Annotated in this window: 19 protein-coding genes; 2 read left to right on the top strand and 17 right to left on the bottom strand. The window is 47.6% G+C overall.

Annotated features, from left to right (window positions below):
• Window positions 1-213 precede the first annotated feature (213 nt).
• The 13 genes from miaA to ACR0QT_RS09225 form a co-directional block, all read right to left on the bottom strand.
• On the bottom strand, window positions 214-1,161 hold the full coding sequence (gene miaA, locus ACR0QT_RS09285; protein ID WP_432630524.1) for a tRNA (adenosine(37)-N6)-dimethylallyltransferase MiaA: 948 nt from the start codon (window positions 1,159-1,161) through the stop codon (window positions 214-216).
• 60 nt (window positions 1,162-1,221) lie between these two features.
• On the bottom strand, window positions 1,222-3,708 hold the full coding sequence (mutL, locus tag ACR0QT_RS09280) for a DNA mismatch repair endonuclease MutL (RefSeq protein WP_432630523.1): 2,487 nt from the start codon (window positions 3,706-3,708) through the stop codon (window positions 1,222-1,224).
• A 106-nt stretch (window positions 3,709-3,814) separates the two neighbouring features.
• Window positions 3,815-6,487 (bottom strand): DNA mismatch repair protein MutS, encoded by a 2,673-nt coding sequence (gene mutS / locus ACR0QT_RS09275; protein WP_432630522.1) that lies wholly within the window; start codon window positions 6,485-6,487, stop codon window positions 3,815-3,817.
• A 19-nt stretch (window positions 6,488-6,506) separates the two neighbouring features.
• Window positions 6,507-7,940 (bottom strand): tRNA (N6-isopentenyl adenosine(37)-C2)-methylthiotransferase MiaB, encoded by a 1,434-nt coding sequence (miaB, locus tag ACR0QT_RS09270; protein ID WP_432630521.1) that lies wholly within the window; start codon window positions 7,938-7,940, stop codon window positions 6,507-6,509.
• Window positions 7,941-8,473: 533 nt separating this feature from the next.
• Window positions 8,474-10,054, bottom strand: a complete 1,581-nt coding sequence (locus ACR0QT_RS09265; protein ID WP_432630520.1) for a glucose-6-phosphate isomerase — start codon at window positions 10,052-10,054, stop codon at window positions 8,474-8,476.
• A gap of 208 nt (window positions 10,055-10,262) precedes the next feature.
• Window positions 10,263-11,354 (bottom strand): sulfite reductase subunit C, encoded by a 1,092-nt coding sequence (gene asrC, locus ACR0QT_RS09260; RefSeq protein WP_308451155.1) that lies wholly within the window; start codon window positions 11,352-11,354, stop codon window positions 10,263-10,265.
• A gap of 17 nt (window positions 11,355-11,371) precedes the next feature.
• A complete protein-coding gene (asrB, locus tag ACR0QT_RS09255; protein WP_308451154.1) occupies window positions 11,372-12,163 on the bottom strand; it encodes an anaerobic sulfite reductase subunit AsrB in 792 nt (263 codons plus the stop codon).
• A gap of 19 nt (window positions 12,164-12,182) precedes the next feature.
• Complete coding sequence (gene asrA, locus ACR0QT_RS09250; RefSeq protein ID WP_308451153.1) at window positions 12,183-13,220, bottom strand: anaerobic sulfite reductase subunit AsrA; 1,038 nt, start codon at window positions 13,218-13,220, stop codon at window positions 12,183-12,185.
• Window positions 13,221-13,381: 161 nt separating this feature from the next.
• Window positions 13,382-15,262 carry an aryl-sulfate sulfotransferase gene (locus ACR0QT_RS09245; protein ID WP_432630519.1) on the bottom strand — a complete coding sequence of 627 codons (1,881 nt, stop codon included), beginning with the start codon at window positions 15,260-15,262 and terminating at the stop codon, window positions 13,382-13,384.
• A gap of 124 nt (window positions 15,263-15,386) precedes the next feature.
• Window positions 15,387-17,258, bottom strand: a complete 1,872-nt coding sequence (locus tag ACR0QT_RS09240; RefSeq protein WP_432630518.1) for an aryl-sulfate sulfotransferase — start codon at window positions 17,256-17,258, stop codon at window positions 15,387-15,389.
• Between the two features lie 142 nt (window positions 17,259-17,400).
• Window positions 17,401-17,712: a thioredoxin family protein gene (locus ACR0QT_RS09235; RefSeq protein ID WP_308451150.1), complete on the bottom strand. Its 312-nt coding sequence runs from the start codon at window positions 17,710-17,712 to the stop codon at window positions 17,401-17,403.
• Between the two features lie 116 nt (window positions 17,713-17,828).
• Window positions 17,829-18,755: an NAD(P)/FAD-dependent oxidoreductase gene (locus tag ACR0QT_RS09230; RefSeq protein WP_432630517.1), complete on the bottom strand. Its 927-nt coding sequence runs from the start codon at window positions 18,753-18,755 to the stop codon at window positions 17,829-17,831.
• A 295-nt stretch (window positions 18,756-19,050) separates the two neighbouring features.
• Complete coding sequence (locus tag ACR0QT_RS09225; RefSeq protein ID WP_432630516.1) at window positions 19,051-20,520, bottom strand: SLC13 family permease; 1,470 nt, start codon at window positions 20,518-20,520, stop codon at window positions 19,051-19,053.
• Between the two features lie 202 nt (window positions 20,521-20,722).
• Here ACR0QT_RS09225 and ACR0QT_RS09220 point away from each other — a divergent pair, with 202 nt between their 5' ends.
• Together ACR0QT_RS09220 and ACR0QT_RS09215 are read left to right on the top strand one after the other, a co-directional pair.
• Window positions 20,723-21,391: a Crp/Fnr family transcriptional regulator gene (locus ACR0QT_RS09220; RefSeq protein ID WP_432630515.1), complete on the top strand. Its 669-nt coding sequence runs from the start codon at window positions 20,723-20,725 to the stop codon at window positions 21,389-21,391.
• A gap of 98 nt (window positions 21,392-21,489) precedes the next feature.
• Window positions 21,490-22,200, top strand: a complete 711-nt coding sequence (locus tag ACR0QT_RS09215; protein ID WP_432630514.1) for an orotate phosphoribosyltransferase — start codon at window positions 21,490-21,492, stop codon at window positions 22,198-22,200.
• A gap of 159 nt (window positions 22,201-22,359) precedes the next feature.
• On the opposite strand, the gene ACR0QT_RS09210 is transcribed toward ACR0QT_RS09215, so the two are convergent.
• From ACR0QT_RS09210 to ACR0QT_RS09195, 4 genes are all read right to left on the bottom strand, one after another.
• A complete protein-coding gene (locus ACR0QT_RS09210; RefSeq protein WP_432630513.1) occupies window positions 22,360-22,950 on the bottom strand; it encodes a metallophosphoesterase in 591 nt (196 codons plus the stop codon).
• Window positions 22,947-24,110: a hypothetical protein gene (locus ACR0QT_RS09205; protein WP_432630512.1), complete on the bottom strand. Its 1,164-nt coding sequence runs from the start codon at window positions 24,108-24,110 to the stop codon at window positions 22,947-22,949. The genes ACR0QT_RS09210 and ACR0QT_RS09205 overlap by 4 nt, the downstream gene beginning before the upstream one ends.
• On the bottom strand, window positions 24,088-24,990 hold the full coding sequence (locus ACR0QT_RS09200) for a hypothetical protein (protein ID WP_432630511.1): 903 nt from the start codon (window positions 24,988-24,990) through the stop codon (window positions 24,088-24,090). Before ACR0QT_RS09200 ends, ACR0QT_RS09205 begins: the two co-directional genes overlap by 23 nt.
• Before the next feature lie 87 nt (window positions 24,991-25,077).
• Entirely contained in the window at window positions 25,078-26,004 is a 927-nt protein-coding gene (locus tag ACR0QT_RS09195) for an RNA ligase family protein (protein ID WP_432630510.1), read from the bottom strand.
• Window positions 26,005-26,150 lie beyond the last annotated feature (146 nt).

Here is a 26,150-nt window from a genome sequence, read left to right as displayed (position 1 = left end):
CTTGTACATAGCAAAGACACCCTCCACGAAATGATGGACCTCGGGTGTCTATTGCGGATAGTATACCGCATCTCAAAAAAATTTGCAAGGATATTAAAAAGAACCCGCATTTTGTGCGGATTCTTTTGCTGATTTTTTCTCTCAATTTTTTCTTCGTAATTGGCAAACGCCTATTTCCCTAGCCCTCTTTTATTTGATCGAATCCAATCGAATTTAATTCTGACCAGCTTTGACCTCTTCCAAGATGTGACTTAAAACTTTCGCGCGATCCATGCCAAACTCCTCAAGATTCAGCCATCTCACGTCCCGCTCCCGCTTAAACCACGTCAGCTGACGCTTTGCAAAGTGACGCGTCTCGCGCTTAATGATATAGATTGCCTCCTCAAGCGTCGTCTTTCCATCTAAGTAGTCAAGGATCTCCTTATATCCGAGTCCCTGCATCGCGACCATGTCTCTCGTGCATCCCATATTTTTGAGTTTCTGCACTTCCTCGACAAGTCCCTGCTCGACCATCTGATCGACGCGCAGATCAATTCTCTCATAGAGAAGTTTGCGATCACAGTTGAGTACATAGTAATAAAAGTCGTATGGAGAGGTCTTCTCCCGCTCTCTCTGGTTGTGCTCTGAGATCGGCTCTCCGGTCTGACGGTAATACTCGATCGCGCGGATCACGCGCTTTCTGTTGTTTGCATGAATCGCCTTGGCGGATGCCGGGTCAACCTCGGCAAGCATCTGATGGAGCACCTCATTTCCCTGCTCCTCCCCGATGCGCTCAAGCTCTTTTCGGATCGAATCATCGCCCTCGTTCTCCGTAAAATCAATGTCATAGACGAGAGACTGAATGTAAAATCCCGTTCCGCCGACGACAATCGGAAGATGACCGCGGTCTGTGATCTCTTTCATCGCCTGTTTTGCCATGCTCTGAAACCGTGTGACATTAAACTCCTCCGACGGCTCGAGCACATCGATCAGATGATGCGTCACCCCATCCATCTCCTCGAGTGTCACCTTCGCCGAACCGATGTCCATATGGCGGTAAACCTGCATCGAGTCAGCACTGATGATCTCGCCATTTAACGCCTTTGCAAGCTGAATCGAGAGATTCGTCTTTCCGACAGCAGTCGGTCCGGTCAATATAATCAATGGCTGTTTTTTCTGCATAATCTTCCCCCTCTCATCCCCGTAAGCTACTTGTTTCAAACTACCTTTTTTTAATAATGGTTATACGATTCTCTTAAACTTCTTTTCCAGTTCATAACGGCTCATCGAGATGATCGTCGGTCGTCCATGCGGGCACGCATACGGATTCTCAAGATCCAAAAGCAGATCAATCAGGTGATCTGCCTCGGCAAAGCTCATCTGGTGATTTCCCTTGACCGCTGCCTTGCACGACATCGAAGCGACTTTCTCATAGATCATGTCCGCATTCTTTTCCTCGTCAGAATCCTCGGAGAGTCCGTCGATCATCTCCAAGAGAAGCTCTTTCTTTGCGATCGAGAACAGATTGTCAGGCACTCCGCGAACCGCATACTCTCGCCCACCGAAATGCTCAATCTCAAATCCGATATCCGTAAAGTATTTCATATGCGCCTCGAGCATCAACGCTTCCTGACTGCCAAGCGTCAGAATGATCGGCGGACTCACCATCTGGCTCGTGTACTCCCGCGTCTTTAAGCTCGCCATCGTCTTCTCGTAGAGCACCTTCTCATGCGCCGCATGCTGGTCGATGATGTAGAGCTGATCCTGAAATTCTACAAGCCAGTAAGTGTCAAAGAGCTGTCCGATCAGTTTATGGCGGTTTCTCGACTTCGGCTCAAGGAGTTTTCCGTCAAACAGCTCGATCTGCTTAGTCTGTTCTATCTGTTCTGACTGTTCTTTCTGCTCGATCTGGTTATCGTTATTCTGCTCCGTCTGCTGAGTCTGAACTGCGCGAGTTTCATTTTCCTCGTTCTCGCTCGCATTTGCATTTGTCAAATCCTGAGCTGATGAAACCGCATCCTCAGAAACGCTCTCCCTCTCAATCGGAGGAAGCCCCGCCTCCGCTCTGAGATTATTCTCCAAATAAAAGTTTCCACAATGTTCCGGCGGTTCGCTTAACAGAATCTCCGTGAGTCGCTGATCGACGCAGATCCCCGGTTGCCCTGAATAAATTTCTGGTTGCTCTGGCAACTGCCCGGAGTGTCCCTCTTGTCCCGTGCACGCTCCCGATTCCGATTCCAAATTTTCCGATCCCATAGATCTTTCCACAGATCTTGTGCGATAAGGACTCGCCTCTTCCCGAGTCTCCCCCACCTGATCAATTTGCAACTTTTGGGGCATCTGATCCTGCTCCGCTTGACCTTGACGCATCTGATTCTGTCGTATTTGATCCGAACCGATCTGGTCCCGCTCCGTGAAATCCATCTCGTCAGTCAGACTGCCAAGACGGTCTCTCCGCCCCATGCGAAGCTGAGGTTTCTGTGTCCCGCGGTCGATCACAAGCTCCGTGACCGACTGCATCATATCCGCATACGGACTGTCGGACGAAGGAATCACACGCTCGCTTCTATCATCAAATTTCTTATCAAACTTCTTATTTTCCTGAAGTTTTTCTGACTCCCGTGCTTCTTTCCCTGGCACTCTTTCCTGCATTCTTGACGGAGCGCCTGACGGCACTTCCCATTGCGTCTCAGCCTGTGCGTTTGGCTGTTTCTCCTCAAGAATCACTTCCGGAATCAGTTCCCGGTGCATCAGCGCATCCGAGATTGCATCACGAACCGCGCGGAATATCATCTCTCCATCCTGAAAACGCAGTTCCATCTTCGTCGGATGCACGTTGACATCGAGAAGCTCCGGCTCAATCGAGATGTGAAGAAGCGTGAACGGATACTTGTGTTGCATCATGAACGGGCGATATGCCTCCTCAATCGCCTTGCCGATGATATTACTCTTGATGTAGCGCCCGTTGATAAAGTAATTCTCAAAATTTCGGTTGCTCCGCGCAATCACCGGCTTTCCGACAAATCCTTTGATCGAGATCACATCCCGCGAACTTTCGATCTCAAGCAGGTTCGAGGTGATCTCCCTGCCGTAAATCGTGTAGATAATATCTTTGAGGTTGTGATTGCCCGAGGTGTGAAGTTTATTCTGGTGATTCTGGATCAGGCGAATCGAGATCTCCGGATGCGAAAGCGCAATCTTTTCCACGAGATCCACGATATGCGCGCCCTCTGTCGCCGGAGTCTTTAAGAACTTCCGGCGCACAGGCGTATTGTAGAACAGATTTCGCACGAGAAATGTCGTTCCATCGGGTGCACCGACCTCCTGAACCTCTCCGCCTTCTCCTCCAGCGATCTCATATCGGCTCGCGCTCATGCTTCCCTGTGTCTTTGTGACGATCTCGACCTGAGCGACCGCTGCAATGCTCGAGAGTGCCTCTCCACGGAATCCCAACGATCCGATCGTAAACAGATCTTCGACTGATTGAATCTTGCTCGTGGAGTGGCGCAAAAATGCCGTCGGAATCTGCTCCCCCGGAATTCCGCATCCATTGTCCGTGACACGGATAAATGAGATTCCGCCGTCGCGGATCTCCACGGTAACCGCACTCGCTTTCGCGTCAATCGCATTTTCAAGAAGTTCCTTCACGACCGAGGCCGGGCGCTCAATCACCTCTCCTGCGGCAATCTGATTGATCGTGCTCTGATCAAGCACATGAATCTCCGGCATTCCTGCTTCTCCTTTCTATTCGGTATGTCCCTCTTATAAACTAAGCTGACCAAAATCACGCGCCAAGTCGTCGATGCTTGCGTCGACTTGAACGATTTCCCTACTTCTACTTTCCTGCGCTGTCACCGCTCCAACGGTTTTTGAGACGGGTCTGGAGGCGGTAAAGCGTGTTCAGCGCATCGATCGGCGTCATCGTTCCAAGCTCCATCGTCTTGAGCTCCTCGATGATGTCATCCTCTCTGACTGTGTCAAACAGCGTCAGCTGACTCATCTCCACATCATCCGGCTTCGGAACCGGCTTGTGGGAGGAAGATGTCGCACTGTTTTCCGCAATCTCCTTCGCGCGCGTCGCAAGATCGGCATTGCTGAGTTCCTCGACAAGCTCTTTTGCACGGTTGATCACCGAGTCCGGCACACCCGCAAGTTTTGCGACCTGAATTCCGTAGCTCTTGTCTGCTCCGCCTTTTACAATCTTTCTGAGGAAGACGATGTCGTCGCCCTGCTCCTTGACCGCGATACAGTAATTGTTGACTCCACTCATAATACCCTCAAGCTCGGTCAGCTCGTGGTAATGGGTTGCAAACAGCGTCTTTGCTCCGAGCACCTTCGTGTTGCTGATATGCTCGACAACTGCCCATGCGATACTGAGTCCGTCAAATGTGCTCGTTCCGCGTCCGATCTCATCTAAAATCAGAAGGCTGTTGCGCGTCGCATTTCTTAAGATGTTTGCGACCTCGGTCATCTCGACCATGAACGTACTCTGTCCGCTTGCAAGGTCATCCGACGCACCGACACGCGTGAAGATTCGGTCGCAGATTCCGATATTTGCCTGATCTGCCGGCACGAAACTTCCGATCTGTGCCATCAATACGATCAGTGCAGTCTGGCGCATGTACGTCGACTTTCCTGCCATGTTCGGTCCGGTGATGATCGAGATCCGGTTCTTTCCATTGTCCAGACAGGTGTCATTTGCGACAAAGAGATCGTCTCTCATCATCTTCTCGACAACCGGATGGCGACCACCCTTGATCTGGATCATTCCGCGCTCATTGATCGACGGCTTCACATAGTTGTTTCGCGTCGCAACCGTCGAGAGGGACGCATAGACATCGATCTCCGCGATTGCGCGCGCCGTCTGCTGAATCCGCACAACCTGAGCGCCAACCGCATCGCGCACCTGACAGAACAGATCATACTCAAGGGAAAACAGCTTGTCCTCCGCACCGAGAATCACACTCTCGAGTTCTTTGAGCTTGTCTGTCGTGTAACGCTCCGCATTTGTCAGTGTCTGCTTGCGGATAAAATAATCCGGCACGAGATCCTTAAACGAGTTTGTGACCTCAAAATAATAGCCGAAAACGCGGTTGTACTTGACTTTCAAGCTCTTGATTCCGGTATTTTCGCGCTCCTGCGCCTCAAGCTCTGCAAGCCACGTCTTTCCCTCGGTCTTTGCCTGACGCAGGCGGTCTGCCTCCTCGGAAAAGCCCTCGCGGATGATTCCACCCTCGCGCACTGTGATCGGCGGTTCCTCGACAATCGCCCGGCTGATCAGCTCTTTGAGGTCCTCAAGACCGTCAAGCTGTTCCTCGAGTGCCTTGAGGTTTTCACTCGTAAACTCTTTTAAGAGTGTCTTGATATAAGGCACCATCTCGATTGAACCGCAGAATGCAAGCAGATCGCGCGGATTCGCACTCTTGTAGCTGATTCGCGAGATCAGGCGCTCGAGATCGTAGATCGGATTTAAGTACTCGCCAAGCTCCTCCCTGCTGATGTAGTTGAGGTTGAGTTCTTCGATTGCCTGCTGGCGTTTCAGAATGTCCTCTTTGTTGATCAGTGGCTGTTCAATCCAGTTTCTAAGGAGTCTCGCTCCCATCGCCGTGCGCGTCTTGTCAAGCACCCAGAGCAAACTTCCACGCTTCTGCTTCTCGCGCATCGTCTCGAGAAGTTCGAGATTTCGTCTCGTCGACGAGTCGAGAATCATGAAGTTTCCGCTCGCGTAGGAAACAAGTGTTGTCAGATGATCGAGCGTATTTTTCTGAGTCTCGTAGAGGTACTGGAGAACGGCTCCCGATGCAATCACGCCACAGTCATAATCTCCGAGTCCGAGTCCCTCAATACTTGCCACCTTGAAATGCTCTTTTAAAATCTTTCTGCAATTCTCATCCTGAAAAAAGTGCGCATCGAGCGTCGAAACGGTAAAGTGATAGCGGTCCTTCATGTCGTCGAGACTGATCCCGGACATCACAAACGCGTCGTTGCAGATGATCTCTGCCGGCGCAAACTTATGAATCTCGTCAAAAAGGGAGCGCTCCGAGGATACCTCTGTCACCAGAAAATCTCCGGTCGTGATATCCGCGACGGACACTCCCATCTTGTCATCGAGATAGACGATTCCCATCAGGTAATTGTTCTTCGTCTCATCGAGCGCCTGCGCGCTGGTGATCGTTCCGGGCGTTACCACCCGGATGACCTCACGCTTTACAAGTCCTTTCGCCAGCTTCGGATCTTCCATCTGCTCCGCGATTGCGACCTTGTATCCTTTCTGGACCAGTCTGCTCAGATAAGAATCCACTGCGTGATACGGGACTCCACACATCGGCGCCCGCTCCTCGAGTCCACATTCCTTTCCGGTCAGAGTGATCTCAAGCTCCCTTGATGCAGTCAGCGCATCGTCAAAAAACATCTCATAGAAATCACCCAACCGATAAAACAGGATGCAGTCTGGATACTGTTTCTTCGTCTCCATATAATGCTGCATCATTGGTGATAAACCAGCCATGTCTCAAAAACTCCTTATCTTATCTCATCGTTCCCATGTAGTAAAAGCCCTTCGACTCTTCCAGATAAACGTCCACAATCTTGCCGATCAGACTCTCATCTCCCGGGAAATGTACCACGGTATTGTTTGAGAGACGTCCGGTCACATAGCCCTCCTGATGGTCATCCATGACCTCAGCGAGCACTTTCTGAACCGTGTGAACATCGCGACCGCAGACCTCAGCGGAGATCGCCTGTACTTCCTTTAAGAGACGGTCAAAACGGACTTTTACCACGTCCTCCGGAACCTGCTCCATCGCTGCTGCCGGGGTTCCACGGCGCACGGAATAGATGAATGTAAATGCACTGTCAAAACGCACACGGCGCACAACGTCAAGCGTCTCCTCGAAGTCCTCCTCGGTCTCGCCCGGGAAGCCGACGATGATATCCGTTGTCAGCGAGATCTCCGGCATTGCCTCGCGGATTCTCTCGACCAGATTTAAATAGTCTTCCTTTGTGTAACGGCGGTTCATCGCCTTCAAGATGCGACTGCTTCCGGACTGAAGCGGAAGGTGGAGATGCGCACAAACCTTGTCGCACTCCTTCATCGCGAGAATCAGCTCATCGGAGAGATCCTTCGGATGGGAGGTCATAAAGCGGATGCGCTCAAGTCCCTCGATCTCATTGACACGGCGAAGAAGCTCCGCAAACGTTACCGGATTTTTCAGGTTCTTTCCGTAGGAGTTGACGTTCTGACCGAGGAGCATGACCTCGACAACGCCATCTGCGACGAGACGGCGGATCTCAGCGAGAATCTCCTCCGGCTCACGGCTTCTCTCACGTCCGCGCACATACGGAACGATGCAGTAACTGCAAAAATTGTTACAGCCGAACATGATGTTGACTCCGGACTTAAACGGATATTTGCGCTCCACCGGAAGATCCTCAACGATCTCCTCCGCTTCCTTCTGAATGTCGACGACCATCTTCTTTCCGGTCAGACGATTGTACATGATCTCTGCGAGCTTATAAATGTTGTGGGTTCCAAAGATGACATCCACGAACGGATAGCTCTTCTTGATCTTCTCAACAACCGCAGACTCCTGCATCATACAGCCACACAGACCGATCAGCATCGACGGGTTCTTCTTCTTGATTGAGCCGAGCTGTCCGAGGCGACCGTAAACCTTCTGGTTCGCATTGTCGCGGACGGTACAGGTGTTGTAGAGCACCAGATCGGACTTCTCGCTGTCAGACTCCTCAAATCCCATCTTCTCCAAAATTCCGAGAAGTTTCTCAGAATCTCTCGCATTCATCTGGCATCCGAACGTATTGATGCAACAGGTCAGCGGGCGACCGAGAGATTTGGAAAGTTCACTGACAAGCTCTGCACATTTCTCGGTGAAATACTGCTGTCTTGCCGGCTCCCTCTCCGGAATCTCCAAAACTTCCTGTGATTTATTCAAATGATCCATTCTCATTACTCCATTTTTCTCTTGTTTTCTCTTAAACTTACTTATCGGGTTCTCTTTTTCTATTTCCTGTTTACTTCCTGCATTTCCTCTTTCGTTTGCTGTTCACGCGTTGCGCAAACAGCAACGGATTTTGCCGATGCTTCGCATTCCAAATCGGCAAAATCTGCTACCACCACTGTATTATACGGCATTTTCAGTTCAGAAAATGCCTACCCGTGTACAGTAACCAATTTCTGCTCTATAAGCCCTTTGAGGAAATGTTTTTGCTTTCGCTTAAATGCGGACATCCACTCTGAGTTTTACAGGCATCAGGAAAATATTATAGCACAACTAAAAAATTATTTACAACTAAAACTTTCTCAAATCCCGAAAAACCCGAAAATTACTATGAGAAACAAAAAAACCGAACGCAAACGGCTGGAAACAACGACAAAGAGAATGACGCAATTTCCTATGAAACAAAAAAGCAGGACAGATTTCTCTGCCCTGCCGGTCTTGCCATAATGCTAGCGCCAAGTCAATGCTAAGTCTTATTAGATGTTCAGAAGATCGCTGAACTCCTTGAGTGCTCCGTCGGTCTCGTGAGCGAGTACGCGCTTTGCAAGTACCTTTCCGAGCTGTACACCTTCCTGATCGAAGCTGTTGATGTTCCATAAGAAGCCCTGGAACATGATCTTGTTCTCAAAGTGTGCGAGGAGAGCACCGATTGTTCTCGGGGTTACCTCATCGCCGATGATGATGCTGGACGGACGTGCGCCCTCGAAATTCTTGTTGCGGTTCTCATCAGACTTACCGCAGGCAAATGCCACGATCTGAGCTGCAACGTTCGCGCAGAGTTTCTGCTGGCTCGTGCTTCCCTGGATCACAACATCGTTCTTCAGCTGGCTGTTCTTGAAGCCGACAAACTGAAGCGGAACGATGTCGGTTCCCTGATGCAGAAGCTGATAGAAGGAGTGCTGACCATTTGTTCCCGGCTCACCGAAGATGATCGGTCCGGTCGGGTAGCTCACGCGCTCACCGAAACGGTTGACGCACTTACCGTTGGACTCCATATCTAACTGCTGAAGATGTGCCGGGAAACGGCTTAAAGCCTGGGAGTACGGCAGAACTGCGGTGCACGGATAGCCGAGTACGTTGCGCTCGTAAACGCCGATCATCGCATCGAGCATCTCCGGGTTCTCGCGCAGGTTCTTCTTTGCGGAGAGCTTGTCCTCCTCTGCTGCGCCCTCCAAAAACTGTGCAAATACCTCCGGACCGAATGCCAGAGACAGGACAGCACCACCAACTGCGGAGCTGGAAGAATAACGACCACCGATGTAGTCATCCATGAAGAAGGCTGCAAGATAATCATCGCTCTTTGCCAGAGGAGAAGTCTCACTCGTAACAGCGATCATATGCTTGGATGCATCAAGACCTGCGTTCTTTAAAGCATCCTTTACGAAGGACTCGTTTGTCAGAGTCTCAAGCGTTGTGCCGGACTTGGAAACGAGAACGAACAGGGAGTGTGCGACATCGATCGAGTTCAGCACTACGGATGCATCATCCGGATCTACGTTGCTGATGAACTTTGCCTCCATCTTGAAGGTGCCATTCTTCTTTGCCCAGTTCTCTAAAGCCAGATAGATTGCACGCGGGCCAAGGTCACTTCCACCGATACCGATCTGTACGACTGTCGTGAATTTCTCGCCGTCTGCATTCACGATCTCACCTGCATGGACTTTATTTGCAAACTCTGCAATGCGGTTCTGCTGTTCTACATAGAACTTGCGCTTGTCCACTCCGTCTGCGACAACCGGATTTCCGAGCTGTCCACGGGTCAGCTGGTGAAGTACGAGACGCTTCTCACCGGTATTGACTACCTCACCGTTGTAGAGAGCCTCAAACTTCTCTGCAAGCTGTGCCTCCTCGGCCAGCTTCTCCATTGCAGTCAGAACCTCATCATCAACCTGCTTTGCCGCATAATTGTAAACAAACCCCTCTGCCATCGGAACGCTGTACTTCTTTACACGCTCTGCGCCATTCTCACCGGTCATTGCCTCAATCAGATTCACGCGCTCTGTCTTTGCGAGATCCTCAAAGGAAGTAAGGGTATCCAAGTTTTTCCATGCAACCATAATATACTCCTCCTGCTATTGTTCGTTTTTGCAACCATGTTGCTTTTCGATCACTCCGGATCGTTAAAATAGCTACTATGATTATACTATGAAATTTCAGAAAATACAAGAAAAAGGAGCAGAACCTTTCTGCGATTCTGCCCCTCTTCTTTAAATTCTCTTATGTTTTGCGAAAATCTGACAATCTTGTCAAATAATCTATTATTGCTTATTTCTGCTGAGCAAAGCTGTAATTTGCAGTCTCTGCCGGGCCAGCATGCTTATGCTGAGACAGCGGCATAACGTGCATATTTCCACGCTGCTCGTTCTCTGCCCAGTAGATATCGTCTGCCATCTTTGCTTCCGGGTTGAAGGTAACACCCTCGAAGATGTGCTTTACGAACTCCTTGTAGCCAACACGGTCGATCAGGTGACCACCATGCAGGTACTCCGGCTTGTAATCCAGAGCCCATGCGGAGAACTTCTGCCAGTTTGCGAACATGCCAAGGATAACATCCTCAGTTACCCAGTTCAGGAACAGCTTACCGGAACGCGGGTTCTGCTTACCGGTACGTCCACCCAGGGTGACACGATACAGGTGCGGTCCTCTGCTCCAAGCTCCGGTCGGGCAGGCGATCGAACACTCACCACAACCTACGCAGCAGCAGGTATCCTTATCGATCTTGCCGTTCTTGTTCAGGCTCAGGACGCCGGTTGCATGATGCTGACAAGCCTCCACGCAAGCGCCACAACCGATACAACGGTCGATGTCGTAGATCTGCTTGTTGATACCCATGATACCGAAATCGTTGAAGTTTGCCTTTACACAGTCGTTCGGGCATCCTGCAACTGCAACTTTGATGTGGTAGTGAGACGGGAAGATCAGCTTCTCGATCTTTCTAGCCAGCTCTGCGGTATTTGCATTACCCTTGATGCAGTGTGCATTACCAACACATGCCATGATGTTTCTTGCACCGATGGTCGGATAACCGCTCTCAACATCATACTCTGCCGGCTGACCAGCGATCGTATTCATGTCTACACCACAGCTCTCCACATCAATATCATGAATGTAACCCTTGATGTACTTGTTTACTGCCTCGATATTCTCGTACTTGATTCCCGGAATATCAAAGGTCTGTCTGGTTCCGAAATGGAAGGTTCCATTTCCCCATTTCTCACAAATCTCCTGTACCATTGTCAGATGCTTTGCAGCAAGAGCAGCACCCGGAACACGCAACTGAAGCATGAACTCACCCGGTACCTTAGACTGACGGAAACAGTTGAGACGCACTTTCTTAATATCAATATCCTGATTCATAATCCTTGCCCCTTTCCTTAGTCAATCAGATTCTTAGCCTGTGTATAGTTGAATACCGGGCCATCCAGGCAGACATACACTTCGTCGATACGGCAGTGTCCGCACTTACCTACTGCACAAGACATCTTTCTCTCGAAGGATACCCAGATCTTCTCTTCCTTAGCGCCACACTTTACAGCCTCCAGACCGGTGAACTTCATCATTGGCGGCGGTCCTACGATTACCATCTCGTAATCCTCTCCAAACTCCTTTAACGGAACCTTGGAAACGAACTCGGTAACGAAACCGGTGTTCCAGCCATCCTTGTGGTCACGATCCAGCGTGTAGTAAGTCGTGAAGCGCTCTTTCCATCTCTCAAGATCCTCTTTGAAGATGATGCCTTCCTCGTTCTTAAATCCGCTGATTAAGGTTACGCTCTTCACGTAATCCGGGTTCTCATAAAACATGTTCAGCATGCTCTTTACCGGAGCCAGACCGGTACCACCGGTGATGACTACGACATGCTTGCCTTTATACTGCTCAATCGGCCATCCGTGTCCGTACGGTCCACGCAGGAACAGATGATCTCCTGGCTGCATCTCAAAAATCTCATCCGTTACTTTACCTACGGAACGAATGGTAAACTCCATCCAGCCCTCACCATAGGAGCTGACAGAAATCGGAGCCTCACCTACCTTCGGGATGGAAAGCTGTAAAAACTGTCCCGGATTCGGTTTGATATCCGTAGCAACACGGAAGGTATACTCATGAACGCTCTCACGCTTAATGCTGATGATTTCACATGCTACCGGCTTGATAATGTTATTCATTCTTCTCCACCTCTCTCTCTCACGCCTTGTCAGACTCAGCTACGATCTCATCGATCGCCTTGCTCATCTTGTTGACAGTTGCTACGATGGAGATCAGTTCCGGACAACGCTCCATGCATCGACCGCAACCTACGCACATATCATAATCTTTGAAACGTGCCTTGTAGTCGTGGAATTTGTGGAGTACTTTGTAACGCATACGATCACCGGCAGTGTTGCGGAAGCTCATGCCACCAGCCATATCGGTAAAGCCCTTGATCTGGCAGGAAGCGGAAGTACGCTTTCTCTCACCGACACGACCATTCTCGTTGTAGATGATATCCGTTGTGGTAAAGCAGGTACAGGTGCTGCATGCAATCGTACAAGCTCCGCAGGAGATACAACGCTTGTTGTACTCGTTCCACATCGGATGCTGTTTTAACTTGGTCAGGACATCCTTGTTCGGGATCTCCGGAACGGTTACTTTCAGAACATTCTCTTTTACATAATCCGGCGTAAAGTCTGCCTTCTCGTCATTCTCGAAGCATCCTGCAAAATCCTGATCCTTCACGTCAACCAGAAGTCCATCCTCGCCGAAACGAACTGCCAGAGAGTAGTCCTCTGCCTTGTTGGTTCCCATGCTTACGCAGAAGCAGGTATCCCAGCTCTCAGCACACTCCATCATAACAATCTTAACTTTCTCGTTCATGCGCTTGTAGTACATGTCCTCGAAGTTACCGTTGCTTAAATAGATGCGCTCCTGATGATGCTGTGCGTGAATGTCACACGGACGCATGAAGATCAGCAGTTTCTTATTAGTTGCCTTGCTCTCGATGAACTCGTCCTCAGTGAAGTAGAACAGAGACTCGGTGATCGGGGTCAGAACCTCTTTTGCCGGGAAGTCAGATTTCTTCTTGTACTCAACTTCCTCAATCGTGTTGATCTTAGCATACTTTACCAGATCGGTATCAGAATATCTGCCCTTGCCTACGAATCGCTTCGGTGCCCAGATTTCATACTCGTTCTGAAGCTCTGCCAGGATCTTGTTGGCTTCTTCAAAGCTCACTTTGTATCCCATGAAAACAACTCCTCCTTTGTTTTTATGCATCCCCGGATTCCCACCGGAAACGCATGAGTTTGCGCCTTTATATGGTTTCCGCCTGCCTCACAATTTCGCCCTGCTGAGAGCAGGCAGAAACCTTTTCCGCAATATTGGCTAGCTATATAATTATACTACATTTAAAAGGTAATTTCTACACCTGTATCATATTTTTTATCATCTACGGTGACAGTTACCTTATAAGTGCCCTCAATTCCCTCTGCACTGATCGGAACCTCAACGGCTCTCGGATCATGCTCAAGGAAGGTTCCTACGCACATTGCAAGGAACGGTCTCTTCGTCGTCGGAACGAAGTAATGACGGTTCGGAGCGCCATTCTCGCCCTCAAGGTTGAGCATAACGAGCATGCCCTTCTCAAAGCTTGCCTTGAAGACCAGACGATCCTCTTCCTTTGCAATCTTTGTCTTGTACTGATCCGGAATCATGCCAGCCGGCTCTGCCGGAGCCTCGGTTAAGAACTCCTCCGTCACGCCGAGTGTGCCAAGGATCTCGCCCTCTCCGAATGTTACCTGATCCATCTCATCGTAGAGTTTGAGCTTCTCTGCACGGTAGTAGTTTGCCGGCAGATGCATCTCGTACATCACCTCATCATCCTTGATCTCAACGGTGATAGAGCTGAGCTGTACGGTTCCGTTGTCGATGCCCTCAGTCTTTGCAGCACCCGGAACGTTCATCCACTCGCCATTCTCTTTACCGATACCGCCGGAGTGAACCATGTAGTGACCCGGTTCGTAGTACTCGCAGTTGCAGATGTAGGTGGAGAAGAACTCTGCGCCTCTCTCCTTACCGTACTGCCATACCTGCTCGATCGTCATGTTGTCGGTATCGATGTGGTAAATGACACCGCGGGAGAAGTTGTCCTTCGCTGCGCGATAGTGCTCTTTCTCCTTGGATCTCCAGTGACCGTTATCGAAGCACATTACATCGCCGTTTGGCAGAATCATGCAGGCATGCTGTTCATACTGCCAGTCGAAGTCTCCGTCGCCGATCGGCTTGAAGAAGTACTTCTGCATCTCCTCCGGCCAACCTGTCGGATCACCGATGATCCAGTTGAGCTTTCCGGTCTCGAAATCGCGGTTGATGATGATATCCTGATGACGACCGGAGAACGTCAGAGAGTTTGTTCTCTTATCGTACCAAACTGCATTGTTGTGGAACCAGTCATGTGCATCCTGGCTTCCGGAACCGCCGACCGGATATACCGGAAGAACGTCCTGATGATCCCATTTCTTTAAGATCTCACCGGTTTTTCTGTCTACAAGAACGCAGACATCCTCAACGGTACCACGCGGAAGATCCTGAGTCAGAATCAGCAGATCGCCGTTCTCCATCTCCCACTCATCATGATGATAACCACCCGGAACACGGTACTCTTTGTAGATCTTACCGATCATGCCCATCTCATACACACCGCTGGTGTGGTAAGGCGGAGCAACCAGACGATCGGTACCGACGAAGAGACGACCGTTTCTTGCACGCTTTAAGTCAAATGCAAGGTTCAGAGTGTTGTACCAACGTGCATCGCCTGCATAGTCGTAAGCTGCGGTGCATGCCGGGGAGGTCGGGCTTACGAATACCACGTTGTCCTCCATGTACTCCGGAGTGGTCTTGATGTAGGTCGGCTTCCAGACTTTCTTCGGTGCCGGCTCGGTCTGGATCTTGATCTCAGCCTTCTCGCCGGTGCTCAGCTCGATGATAACGGTATTCTCATAATCTGCATACAGACCGTATACCGGGATCACCATCTTCTTGGAATCGGATGCCGGACGATACATCATATCGCCTGCGCTCTCCTTGCCCTTTACGGTTACCTTTGCAAATGCCGGTTTCTCGTTCTCAAACATCACAAGTGCGGTTAACGGAGCGATCAGATACGGGTTTAATTTCACATACGGATTTGCGATGGTGTGCTTCTCCTGTGCATACTCGTTCAAGAACTCCTGCTCTGCCTTGTACTGACGCTTGATGATATGTTCTACATTTCTAAAATCGACTCCCATAAGTTCCTCCTATAAGACTGCCGGGATTTCTGCCCGGTCCCGACAGCCTGCTATCCGGGCCTTCCTTCTCCTAAAATTTCCAATTCGTATGACTGATTACTAATTCTCTCAACTCACCCGAGTCTTAGCAGTGAATCTTGATACCAGTCTCGTACTTCTGATCGTCAACGATGACGCGCAGATCGTAGTCGCCCTCTAAGCCTGCCTTGTTGATGTTCGTTCTCGTGTTACGATCATCGGAATCAAGGAAGGTTCCACAGCACATTGCAAGGAACGGAACTGCGGTTGTGGAGATGAAGTAACGATGGATCTCCTCGCCCTTCTCAAGCTGAAGGATAACGAGCTGTCCCTTCTCGAAGCGGGAGAAGAAGGTGAAACGATCGATCTCGTCTTCTACTCTTGCGTTGCAGGACTCCGGAAGCATTGCGCCCTGGCTGTCTGCCGGAACTTCGGTATCCATCTCAAGGGTAACACCCATCTGACCGAGGATCTGACCCTTGCCAAGCTCAAGATTGATGCCGTCGCTGTAAAGTTTCAGCTTCTCACCGCGGTAGTAGTTGCCCGGAACGTGAAGCTCAAGCATCTTCTTGTTGTCGCAGATCTCAACGGTGATGGACTCTAGATGTCCGCCCTGGCTCGAAGCGAATGCGCCGAGTGCCTCAGACGGGTTGCCGTCCTTGTCATAAGCGATACCGCCGGAGTGAACCATGTAGTGTCCCTCGTTGTAGTACTCTACGTTACAGATGTACGGGGAGAAGAACTCTGCTCCGCGATCCTTACCGTACTGCCATACCTGCTCGATCGTCATATCCTTCGTGTTGATGCGATAGCGAACACCTCTGGAGTAGCTGTTATCTGCACTCAGGAACTGATCTCTCTCAACTGCCTTGTGGCCGTAATGATGGTTATCGAAGCACATTACATCGCCGTTCGGAGTGATCACGTTTGCGTGCTGTTCATACTGCCACTCGAAGTTGTTTCCGATCGGCTTGAAGAAGTACTTGTCCACCATCTCCTGTGGCCAGCCTGCCGGATCACCGATGATCCAGTTCAGATCGCCAGTCTCAAAGTCGATGTTGACCATAGCGTCAACGTGACGACCGGAGAAGGTCAGGGAGTTCGTGTTCTTGTCGTACCAAACTGCATTGTTGTGGAACCAGTCATGATCGGACCAGCTTCCGGAATGGCTCACGGTCTCCGGATTCAGGAACTTCTTGTAATCCCAGGTCTTTAAGATTGCACCGGTGTTGCGATCTACGAGAACGCACATATCCTCAACGGTGTTTCTTCTCAGATCATCGGTCAGAACTAAGAGGTTGCCATCTTCCATCTCGAACTCATCGTGATGATAGCCACCCGGCAGACGGAACTCTTTGTAGATCTTACCACACGGGCTGATCTCGTACAGACCGGACATGTAGTACGGCATCTGGATAACACGGTTCGTACCCATGATCAGGTTGCCGTTTTTCAGTCTCTTTACATCGAATACGCACGGGATGTTCATATGCCATCTTGCATCGCCTGCATAGTCAAAACCAACTGCCAGATCCTCACCTGCCGGAGATACCAGAATGATGTTGTCCTGTAAATACTCCGGAGTCGTATCCATCGAGAAAATAACTTTCTTGCCATCAAATACATCCGGAACATCGATCGTTACAACATTTGACTCTCCGCGGTATGCACGGATCTCAACCTTGTTCTGATACTCAGAATACAGACCAACAACCGGAAGTACATGCTTCTTTGCCTTCGGGAAGGTGTGGCTGATGTTTCCCTGTACCGTCTTTCCGAGAACGGTCAGAGTCACTGCGGTCTCCTCCTCCGTCTCAAAGCAGATAACTGCGGAAAGCGGGTTTACAAGGTAAGCATTGTAGACAACGAGCGGATTGGCGATTGTGTAATTGCCCTCCTCAAATGTCTTAAGCATCTGTGCCTCAGCCTCTGCCTGGCGGTTGATCAGGTGATCCTGAAAGGAATAATTTACTGACATAAGTTCCTCCTCCTGTCGGGACAGATCCATAACCCCTTAGGATCTGCCCCTTCTTTTTGTTGTTTTGTTTTTTGCTTTTTTATGTTTTATAATCTGTTTTTTGATCCATTCAGATTACAAGAACTACAAAATCACTTGCTGATTACTGATGATCCTTCACGAGCTTGATGATAACCGGCTTCTGCTGAAGACCCTGTAAACGTCCAACCTCTGCGCCATCTTTTAACAGAACGAGAGTCGGATAGCCGGTTACCCCATACTCAGCAGTCAGATCCTTGTTCTGGTCAAAATCTACTTTCAGGATGGTCAGATCATCGCCAAACTCCTTCTCAACATCCTTCAGTACGAAAGAGAGCATCTTGCACGGTCCGCAGGTAGTAGAAAAGAAATCTGCCAGTACCAGACCCTGTCCTGCTAACTCTTTAAATTCTGCGCTGTTTACTTCTTTAATCATTGGTTGATTCCTCCGTATTCGTTGTATTATTCATTCTTCGTTGTATTTGTTTTCTTTCATTCAAACAAATCACTCGCAATTCGTCTGTTTGATTGCGGATCTGTGCGACCGATTACTTACTTTCTCAGGTTCTGCACATAGTGAGCAGCTTCCTGTGCGGCAATTGCGCCGTCGGAACATGCTGTGATTACCTGACGAAGGTTCTTCGTCACGCAGTCTCCTGCACCGAAGATTCCCTCTACCGGGGTATGCATGCGATCATCAACGGTCACATAACCCATCTGGTTCAGAACACCGAGATCCTTTGCAAACTCTGTCGTCGGAGTCAGTCCAATGTACTCAAACACACCGTCACATGCAACCGTGTTCTCCTCACCGGTCTTTGTGGACTTGAAATGAACGCCGGTCAGCTTCGTATCCCCGGTGAACTCGAGAATATCCTGATACGGATAAATCTTTACATTCTCCATTGCACGGAGTTTGTCACATGCGATCGGATCTGCAGTCAGATCAAACATCGTCACGATTGTCAGGCTCTTTACGATACCTGCAAGGAAGATCGACTCCTCAACTGCGGAGTTTCCACCACCAACTACAACAACATCGCGATCGCGGTACTGAGCGCCATCACAGATTGCGCACCAGCTGATGCCATTTCCACGGAAGTTGTCCTCGCCCTGAACATGGAGACATCTCGGACGGGTTCCGGTTGCAAGAATGATCGTGCTTCCGGTGAACTCCTTGCCGTCCTCCTCGCAGATTACCTTCTTCTCTGCGCCGTCATTCTGAATCTCCTTGACAGTCGCATAATCGAAGGTGATCGACGGGAACTCCTGAGTCTGCTCAAACATCTTGTATGCCAGCTCTGCTCCGTTGATAAAACCGGTTCCCGGATAGTTCTGAATCTCATTTGTGTTGATAATCTGACCACCCGGTGCCAGCTTGTCAAGCAGAAGCACGGTCATGTCTGCTCTCGCTGCATAGATTGCAGCAGTCATTCCGGCAGGACCTGCTCCCACGATAATCACATCATACTGTGCCATAATTCCTTCTCCTTAACTAACTTCATTCTTTCTTTTTAATCAATCAAACAAAATCTCTAACTCTGCTATTGTATTCCTTTTATTTCTATTACCTATCCCCTGTCATTCCAATGCTTTATGATTTTCACAGACAGATGAGCGTCACTTTTTGGAGTTGTTGTCTCTGCATCTTTGCCATCGTTTTTATCTACACATATCTACACGTTTCCATACATCACATTCTGTATATTCTGTATCATGCATATCCTGTGTCATGTCTCTGCTTTGCGGTATCGCCTCCCGCTCGGCAGTGGAATTACATCAGCATGCTTGCTAACGGAACACCAACGACCATCACAAGGATGAACTCGATCAGAACGATCGGCAGAGTGTACTGATATACATACTTCGTCTCAATCCATTCCTTGTTACTGTGCAGGATTGCTGCGAACGGAGATGCTGCCGGAGTAACTGCTGCGGACATCAATACGAACAGAATCAGCAGGGTTACGATCGGTCTCGGATCTGCTCCGGACTGTGCACAGTAGGTTACGAGAACCGGCTGAAGAATCATACCGATTACAAGGCTGTTACACAGGTTTGTCAGAACTCCTGCAACCAGAAGGATCAGGACTGTAAATACAGTCGAAGACATTCCGTTGAAGATCGGGGAGAGCACATAGCTTAAAAATGCGCTGACACCGGTGGACTCGTTCGTCAGAACGTTACCAAGCATGATTGCTGCAACGATGATGAAGTATGCACCCCAGTTTAAGTTGCCTGCAAGTACCTTCGGGATCTCTACTGCTGCCTTGCCGTCAATACGAATTGCTGCCAGAACTGCTACAACAAAGAGTGCAAGTCCGTAGCTGTTGCTGGACAGGAACTTCATGCCCGGCAGAGACGGAAGCAGGGACGGAAGCATCATACCAAGAACGAGAAGAATGAATGCTGCGGACAGAACTTTCTGACGCAGGTCCATCGGCGGAAGCGGATGTTTGTTCAGCTCTTCTACATCGTAATCTTTTAACTTCGATGCATCCGGACGAATCACAAACTTTGCATAGAGAACAGTTACGGTGATGATCGTGATTCCAAGAACGATTGCAACGATCAGGTAAGAAGCGTTGTTTACGGAAATCGGACCGCCCGGCATATTCTCTGTGATGCTCTGGAAGTTTGCTAACAGAGCAAGACCATTCTGCATGTACGGTGCCATCGGGAAACCAACAAGTGCAGAAGTGATTACGAGTGTCAGCATAACTCTCGGGAATGCATCGCCCTTCTTGTAACCGATCTCATCAAAGATATCGTACAGAACCGGCCAGAACAGGAAGATTGCGGTGAAGCAGTTGATGAATCCTGCAATCAGATAAGAACCGATGCAGATAACGAATGCCATCATCCATGGCTTACCGTTTGCAAACTTTCTTGTCAGGAAGAAACGTCCAATGTAAAGAGTTACTTTGTAATAAACAAGTGCTCCTGCTGCTACCATCAGGAAGAAACTCTGACGAGCAACCGGAGATCCGAATGCGGACTGAAGCACTGCGTTCATCGGTGCATAATCAGAAAAACCGATCATCGCGATTGCGAACAAACTGCTCCAGAGTGGATCTACAAATGTCCACAGATACAAGGTTCCAAGGAAGATACCTACAACCTGCATACCAACTGGTGTAATCTCCGGCAGATTAAGCGGTAAATACCGGAAAAGCACCATGATTGCAACTCCGATTATGGAGTGAACAATCGTCATCGTGTCTTTGTTTTTTGAACTTGCCATGTGTCAAACCCCTCCTACGCTTTTGTTAATTAATTAACACATGAGGCAAAACGCAACAACTCCTATAAAATGCGACCCTCACTTTTAGTTAATACTACCATTTTTTTCTCGTTAAAGCTATAACACACGTTATATCTGATAATATTTTTCGGTAGTTTTATTTTTAAAACTATGTTACAATTAGTTCGGAGGTATAAAAACTATGAAGGAAAATTTCAGAAAACTGCTTCGATCAATGGGAACCAAAATCCATCTTGACAAGCAGGTCTGTTTAAATATCAGCATGGATTCACCTGGGGCTGACTGCTGTTATTTACTTGAAGACGGAATCTGTGCACTGACAGGAGTGACAAGTAACGGGGAAGAGACCGTTTACCTGTACTTCTACCCTCCTCGCATTGTCGGATTTAATCAGCTCTTAATGACTCACGGAATCCCTCATCCCGTGGAGTTTTCGATTATTACAAAGACGGAATGTACACTCTACCGCATCAGCTTCTCTGCCTTTCAGGATCTGATGCAACATGATCCTACATTCAACACCTTTCTTATTCAGACACTCTCTGATAATTATTATGAAGTTCTCGTTCATTTTCATCAGAGACTCGACGAGTCGGCTGTGACGGGCTTAAGCCGTCTTCTTCTCAACGTTGCCAAGGAGAAGGAAGGCATCCTGACCGTTCCGAAATTCTTTACCTATGCGGAGCTTGCTCGCTATCTCGGAACCCACCCGGTGACGGTATCGCGCATCATGGCAAAGATGAAACAGCGCGGTTATCTGTCCAAAAACAGCAACGGAATTCTGATTGAAAATGCGGAGGCACTGCGCCAAATTGTCCATGGAAATGGGGAGCTTTGTCTAAATTATTAAAAACTTAACAATCGTTATGGATTTTTTTATCATTTTGTACTATAATCTGATTTAAATGGGTAGGATTACATTAATCATTTTAGAGGAGGATCTTTCTTATGATGGGACAAGCTACTAAAATCCAGGCAAAGGACAACCCAAAGGTTGCTCTGCGTGTGACAAAAGGCCATTTTTCTTCCGACCGTTTCCATATCAATTATTATATTGATATGTCTTCTCTGAAGATGCGCCAGTCTGAGGCAGAGGCTGTTGCAAAGGCAATGGTAAAGAAGTACGTAAACCGTGTTGGTCTTTCCAAATCTTTCGGAATCAGTGATGAGGTTCTTCAGTACTCGAAGGCTTTCGCTACAAAGAAGACGATTGATACGATCATCTGCATGGACGGATGTGAGGTAATCGGAGCTTACGTTGCACAGCAGCTCTCCGAGATGGGATTCAACACCACCAACATGCACAAGACCAGCTACATCATCACCCCGGAGTTTGATTCCACCGGTCAGATGGTTGTCCGTGAGAACATCGTTCCGATGCTGAAGGACAAGCACGTTCTGGTTGTTCTTGCAAGTGCAATGTCTGGTCATACGATCATGAAGAGCATCCGTTGCATCGAGTCTTACGGCGGAATCATGGAGGGTATCTCCGTTATCTTCGGTGCTGTATCTGAGATCGAGGGTTATCCGGTAAATGCAGTCTTCGATATGAGCGATATCCCGGACTTCAAGCTGTCCGATCCGCACAACTGCCCGCAGTGTCAGGCAGGCACCAAGCTGGATGCAATCGTAAACAGCTACGGATACACGAAGCTGTAAGGATATATATAAAAATAAAACAAAGTCGCAAATAAAATCATATAAGACAAAAGAGAAGACGCTCTAGGCTTTCAACAAAGCCTAGAGCGTCTTCTCTTTTTAACTGTTAGGAATGGATTTTATTCTATTTTTTCAAATTTTCTCACTTTCTATCACCATTTAACAAACATTTTCTGTGGCACTCACCCAGTTATGCCAGTCGACACGACCGATGCATGGCACACCTTCAAACCATTTTAAAATTTCATCCATACAGACGGGGCGATACCCATTTGCATCAACACCAACATCATAGCGGAATAGCCCCTGCATGCGGTTCAATTCATTGTACTGCACTCCTTGCGAATGGATGTGACCATGAAGATGAATCGATTCATGTTTCATCCCTTGCCAGTCTGCCATAGGGTAATGGCTCAACACGAGTTTCCGCTTCTCCACCTTGAGGACACAGATGGGATTCTCTACTCGAAACACCCAAGAAATGTTCGGCTGTGCCCAGTTTTTATCATGATTTCCGGGAATAAGATGCACATCCTTGCACTTGATCCGCTTTCGAAGATCGGCGGCATCTTGTATCATCATTCTGAATGAATAATCGCCAAGGTGATAAAGCGTATCATCCGGCTTGACCCAGAAATTGATGGTATCGATCAGCTCGTCGTTCATAGCGACAATAGATTTCCAGGGACGATTGCAAAAATCCAGAACATTCTCATGACCAAAATGGGTGTCTGATGTGAACCAGATCATGCAATCACTCCTCTCATTAATTTCCAATATGCCAGCTTTTTTTCATATAATCCTGCATACTTTTGATCAGATAAGTTATTTTCACTTTTCTTCCACTCATCTCTTATCCACTCCAAGGTTGGTAATTTTGATATATCTATACAATTTTTGTTTTCTACTTGATCTAAACATTCCTTTTCTGTATTGCACAAGTTATGAACAGATGTATTCTGCACTCCTAATGGAAATTGCCCCTCTAGCTCGATTGAACTTCCGCTATCAAATATGGGTGCGATGTCAATTATCTTGAGAGTAACTGGATTTCTTATAAATCCGATATTATTTTGATGACGATCTCTATTTGTTATCAAGTAATCCACAACCGTCATCATATCCAGCATCTTTGTCGTTTTCTCTCTTTCGCACCCATAAATCTCTGCGAATTTTTTCACATACTCATACAAATCCTCCTTCTGCTGATATCCATATTCAGCCAGCAAATCATACGCCGTTATGAGTTCCCTTTCAGCAGAGGTAAATGCCTTACACATGCATCCAGTCTTTTGACCATGCTGATCTGTTATGTAATGATAGTTACAGTAATTATCATATCCCTGCATCTTATAGATATTACTTGCAATTACCTCCCTTATATTTAACATATCCAACATGATTGGCGTTCTTTTAGCCAACATGAGACCTTGCTCGGACGCAAACCAGTATTTCTCAAGAGTTCCGCCAAGTGTGTTATTTATCGGGGGATATTTAACTCGATTCTCACGGTTCTCCTCCATCCTATCAAAGGGATCAACTTTTGCATTATGAAAGAGATTTACATTTTTCCAATGCAACTCTCTTTCTGCGTTAGCATCCTTTATCCAATAATTGTCCGTAAAAGACACAGCGTGCATTTTGAGCATGTCACTTACTTTGTAATCATACAGCTTTAAGCTCAATCTATTCATTGGTATGGATCTATCATCCATCCACTCTTCCAATAGATATCTGCCCTCTTCATTTACGAGTGTCCTATCCGAATTCTCAAAGTATTCATAGTGAAGGATTCTTTTTAATGGCAATGGCAAATGATCCGCATTTGATATCTGCATTTTTTCCACTTCACCATTATGATATATAAATCTGCAAGTTTCTATATCTCTATGCATGAGCAATAAATTCATTCTGCGCCACCTGAATTCGTCTTAGTTCTTCAAATCTTAGACGATATAATTCCTTATAAAAGCATTTCCGTACATCAGAAATAGTCTCTGTATCTTCCACAATATCACAGACCTTTTGATACATAACCTCACTAAAATCCAACTTGCTCAACTCATTTTTAATGTAAGGTGCCCCATTGGCTTCTATATATTGAAATGGATTTATTTTTCTATCGTCATGTTTAAAGAAACAAACACATCCTTTAAAAGCGATTGTTCTCATATCTTCTGCATTCTGTATCGATGTCTCCATCTTCTCATCAGACCATTTCGAATTCAGAGCATTTCCATTATCATACACCGGTGCAAATGAGATTGTTCCATTCTTGAGAAGCAACCCCCAATTTCCATTGTTTCTATCCGTATTTCCATTCAAAGCATCCAATATAAACATCCGCCAGAAACTCTCATGCACCCCTTTTACTTGTTGCGCTGTTCTGTTATGATTCAACACATAATCAACATCATCGATCTCTGGTGATAAACCATTGGATACATTTCCATTTTTATCTATAATTGGTTCCGATAGCGTTGTCTTTAGTTTTGTATATTCAATAAGTCTTCCGCTGTCTCCAACAAAATCCTTACATGCCACACATTGTTTTCCATGATACCAGCCAAGATCCACCACATGAGCCATCATATATAAACTAACTACCCTAGACGCAATGTATTCTGATATCATATCATTTGCATGATCCAAATCAACTTTTGCCAAGTGATGCAGATTACCAGGAAATTTAACCATGTAATACACGCCGTTTTGAACCAATCCAACTTTATTACATGATAATCCATCATAGCAAAAAAATGATCTCTCGTAATCGCTGTAATCAATCATACTCCATATTCCTTTATGCTCCATTCAAGCTCATCTTCATCATCACTCATCCAAATATCATTCTCTGCAAATGACCACTTAACAAGCCTACTTGCGCGAAACCTCAATCTCCCTGATCAGTTTCATCACTCTCTTCTGGCACAATTTTCCGAAATATTCTCCGCAGGAATTCACCAGCTCTGGCTCTTCCTTCACACAATCCTGATAGATTCGCATAGGCAGGTTCTTTGCAAGAATCTGAATGTTCGGTTTTACCTCTAAATCCGCAATCAGACCCTCATCGCGCATCTTCATCCACTCCTTTTCCACACGTCGAGGCGTCACGATCTGCTCCACAATTGCCTGAGCTTTCACCATCTCCGACCGTTTTTCAGGATCTTCGACCTGCTTTTTCTTCTTTCGGACTTCGGCAAAATTTTCACATACTATCTTGATCACAGAGGGATTCTCCCTATCCTCCGCACCCAATTTCGTCTGATTTTTCACAATGGCACCTTCTCCCTGATCGAGTGCAATCTCAGACTGTCCAACAAAGCTTCTGCAATGCTCCCAGGAGACAAATGGTCCATCATAAAATGTCTTCACATAAGTCAGGTTATGTCTCTCACAAAACTCCCGCACCTCAGTTTGTGGCAGATAGGTTCGTTTTTCTGTATCATAGATATCGTATACATACCATTTGTTGTACGCTTCTGGTCGGTACTCCACCGCATGAGGAATCAACCACTCCCCAAAAATGGCATAGGATTCCGTCTCTTTATACTCCTCCGCCGGAAGCGTCTGAACGTAGCTCCAGAATCCTTTTAATGCCTTGTCATCAAAGAGCTGTTGATTTCGCGAAAACACTGCCAGCTTTCCGGTCTCTCTATCATAACGGATCGACGCATTTGCCCCATCAACCTTCTCCTGAATCACAATGTGATCTCCGACTGAAAAACCGCCAATATTGGGGGCTGTGCCTTCATCCGCCTGTTCTCGGATTCTCTGAATGTCCATAAAGTGTTTGATTTTCATAAAGTTTTCTCCTAGTATAATAATGGTGTAGTCAATCAAGACTACTTGGTTAATAAGTTTCTATAAATCAGATAACAGAAGAAGGAATTCTACCTTCATCAGATGTTATCCGTAATAACTATCATGTCTGACGGTTCCTGATAGAC

It is taken from the genome of Brotaphodocola sp. (genome assembly GCF_050873365.1).
Lineage (GTDB): Bacteria > Bacillota > Clostridia > Lachnospirales > Lachnospiraceae > Brotaphodocola.
This window is presented reverse-complemented; position numbering and strand designations above follow the sequence as displayed.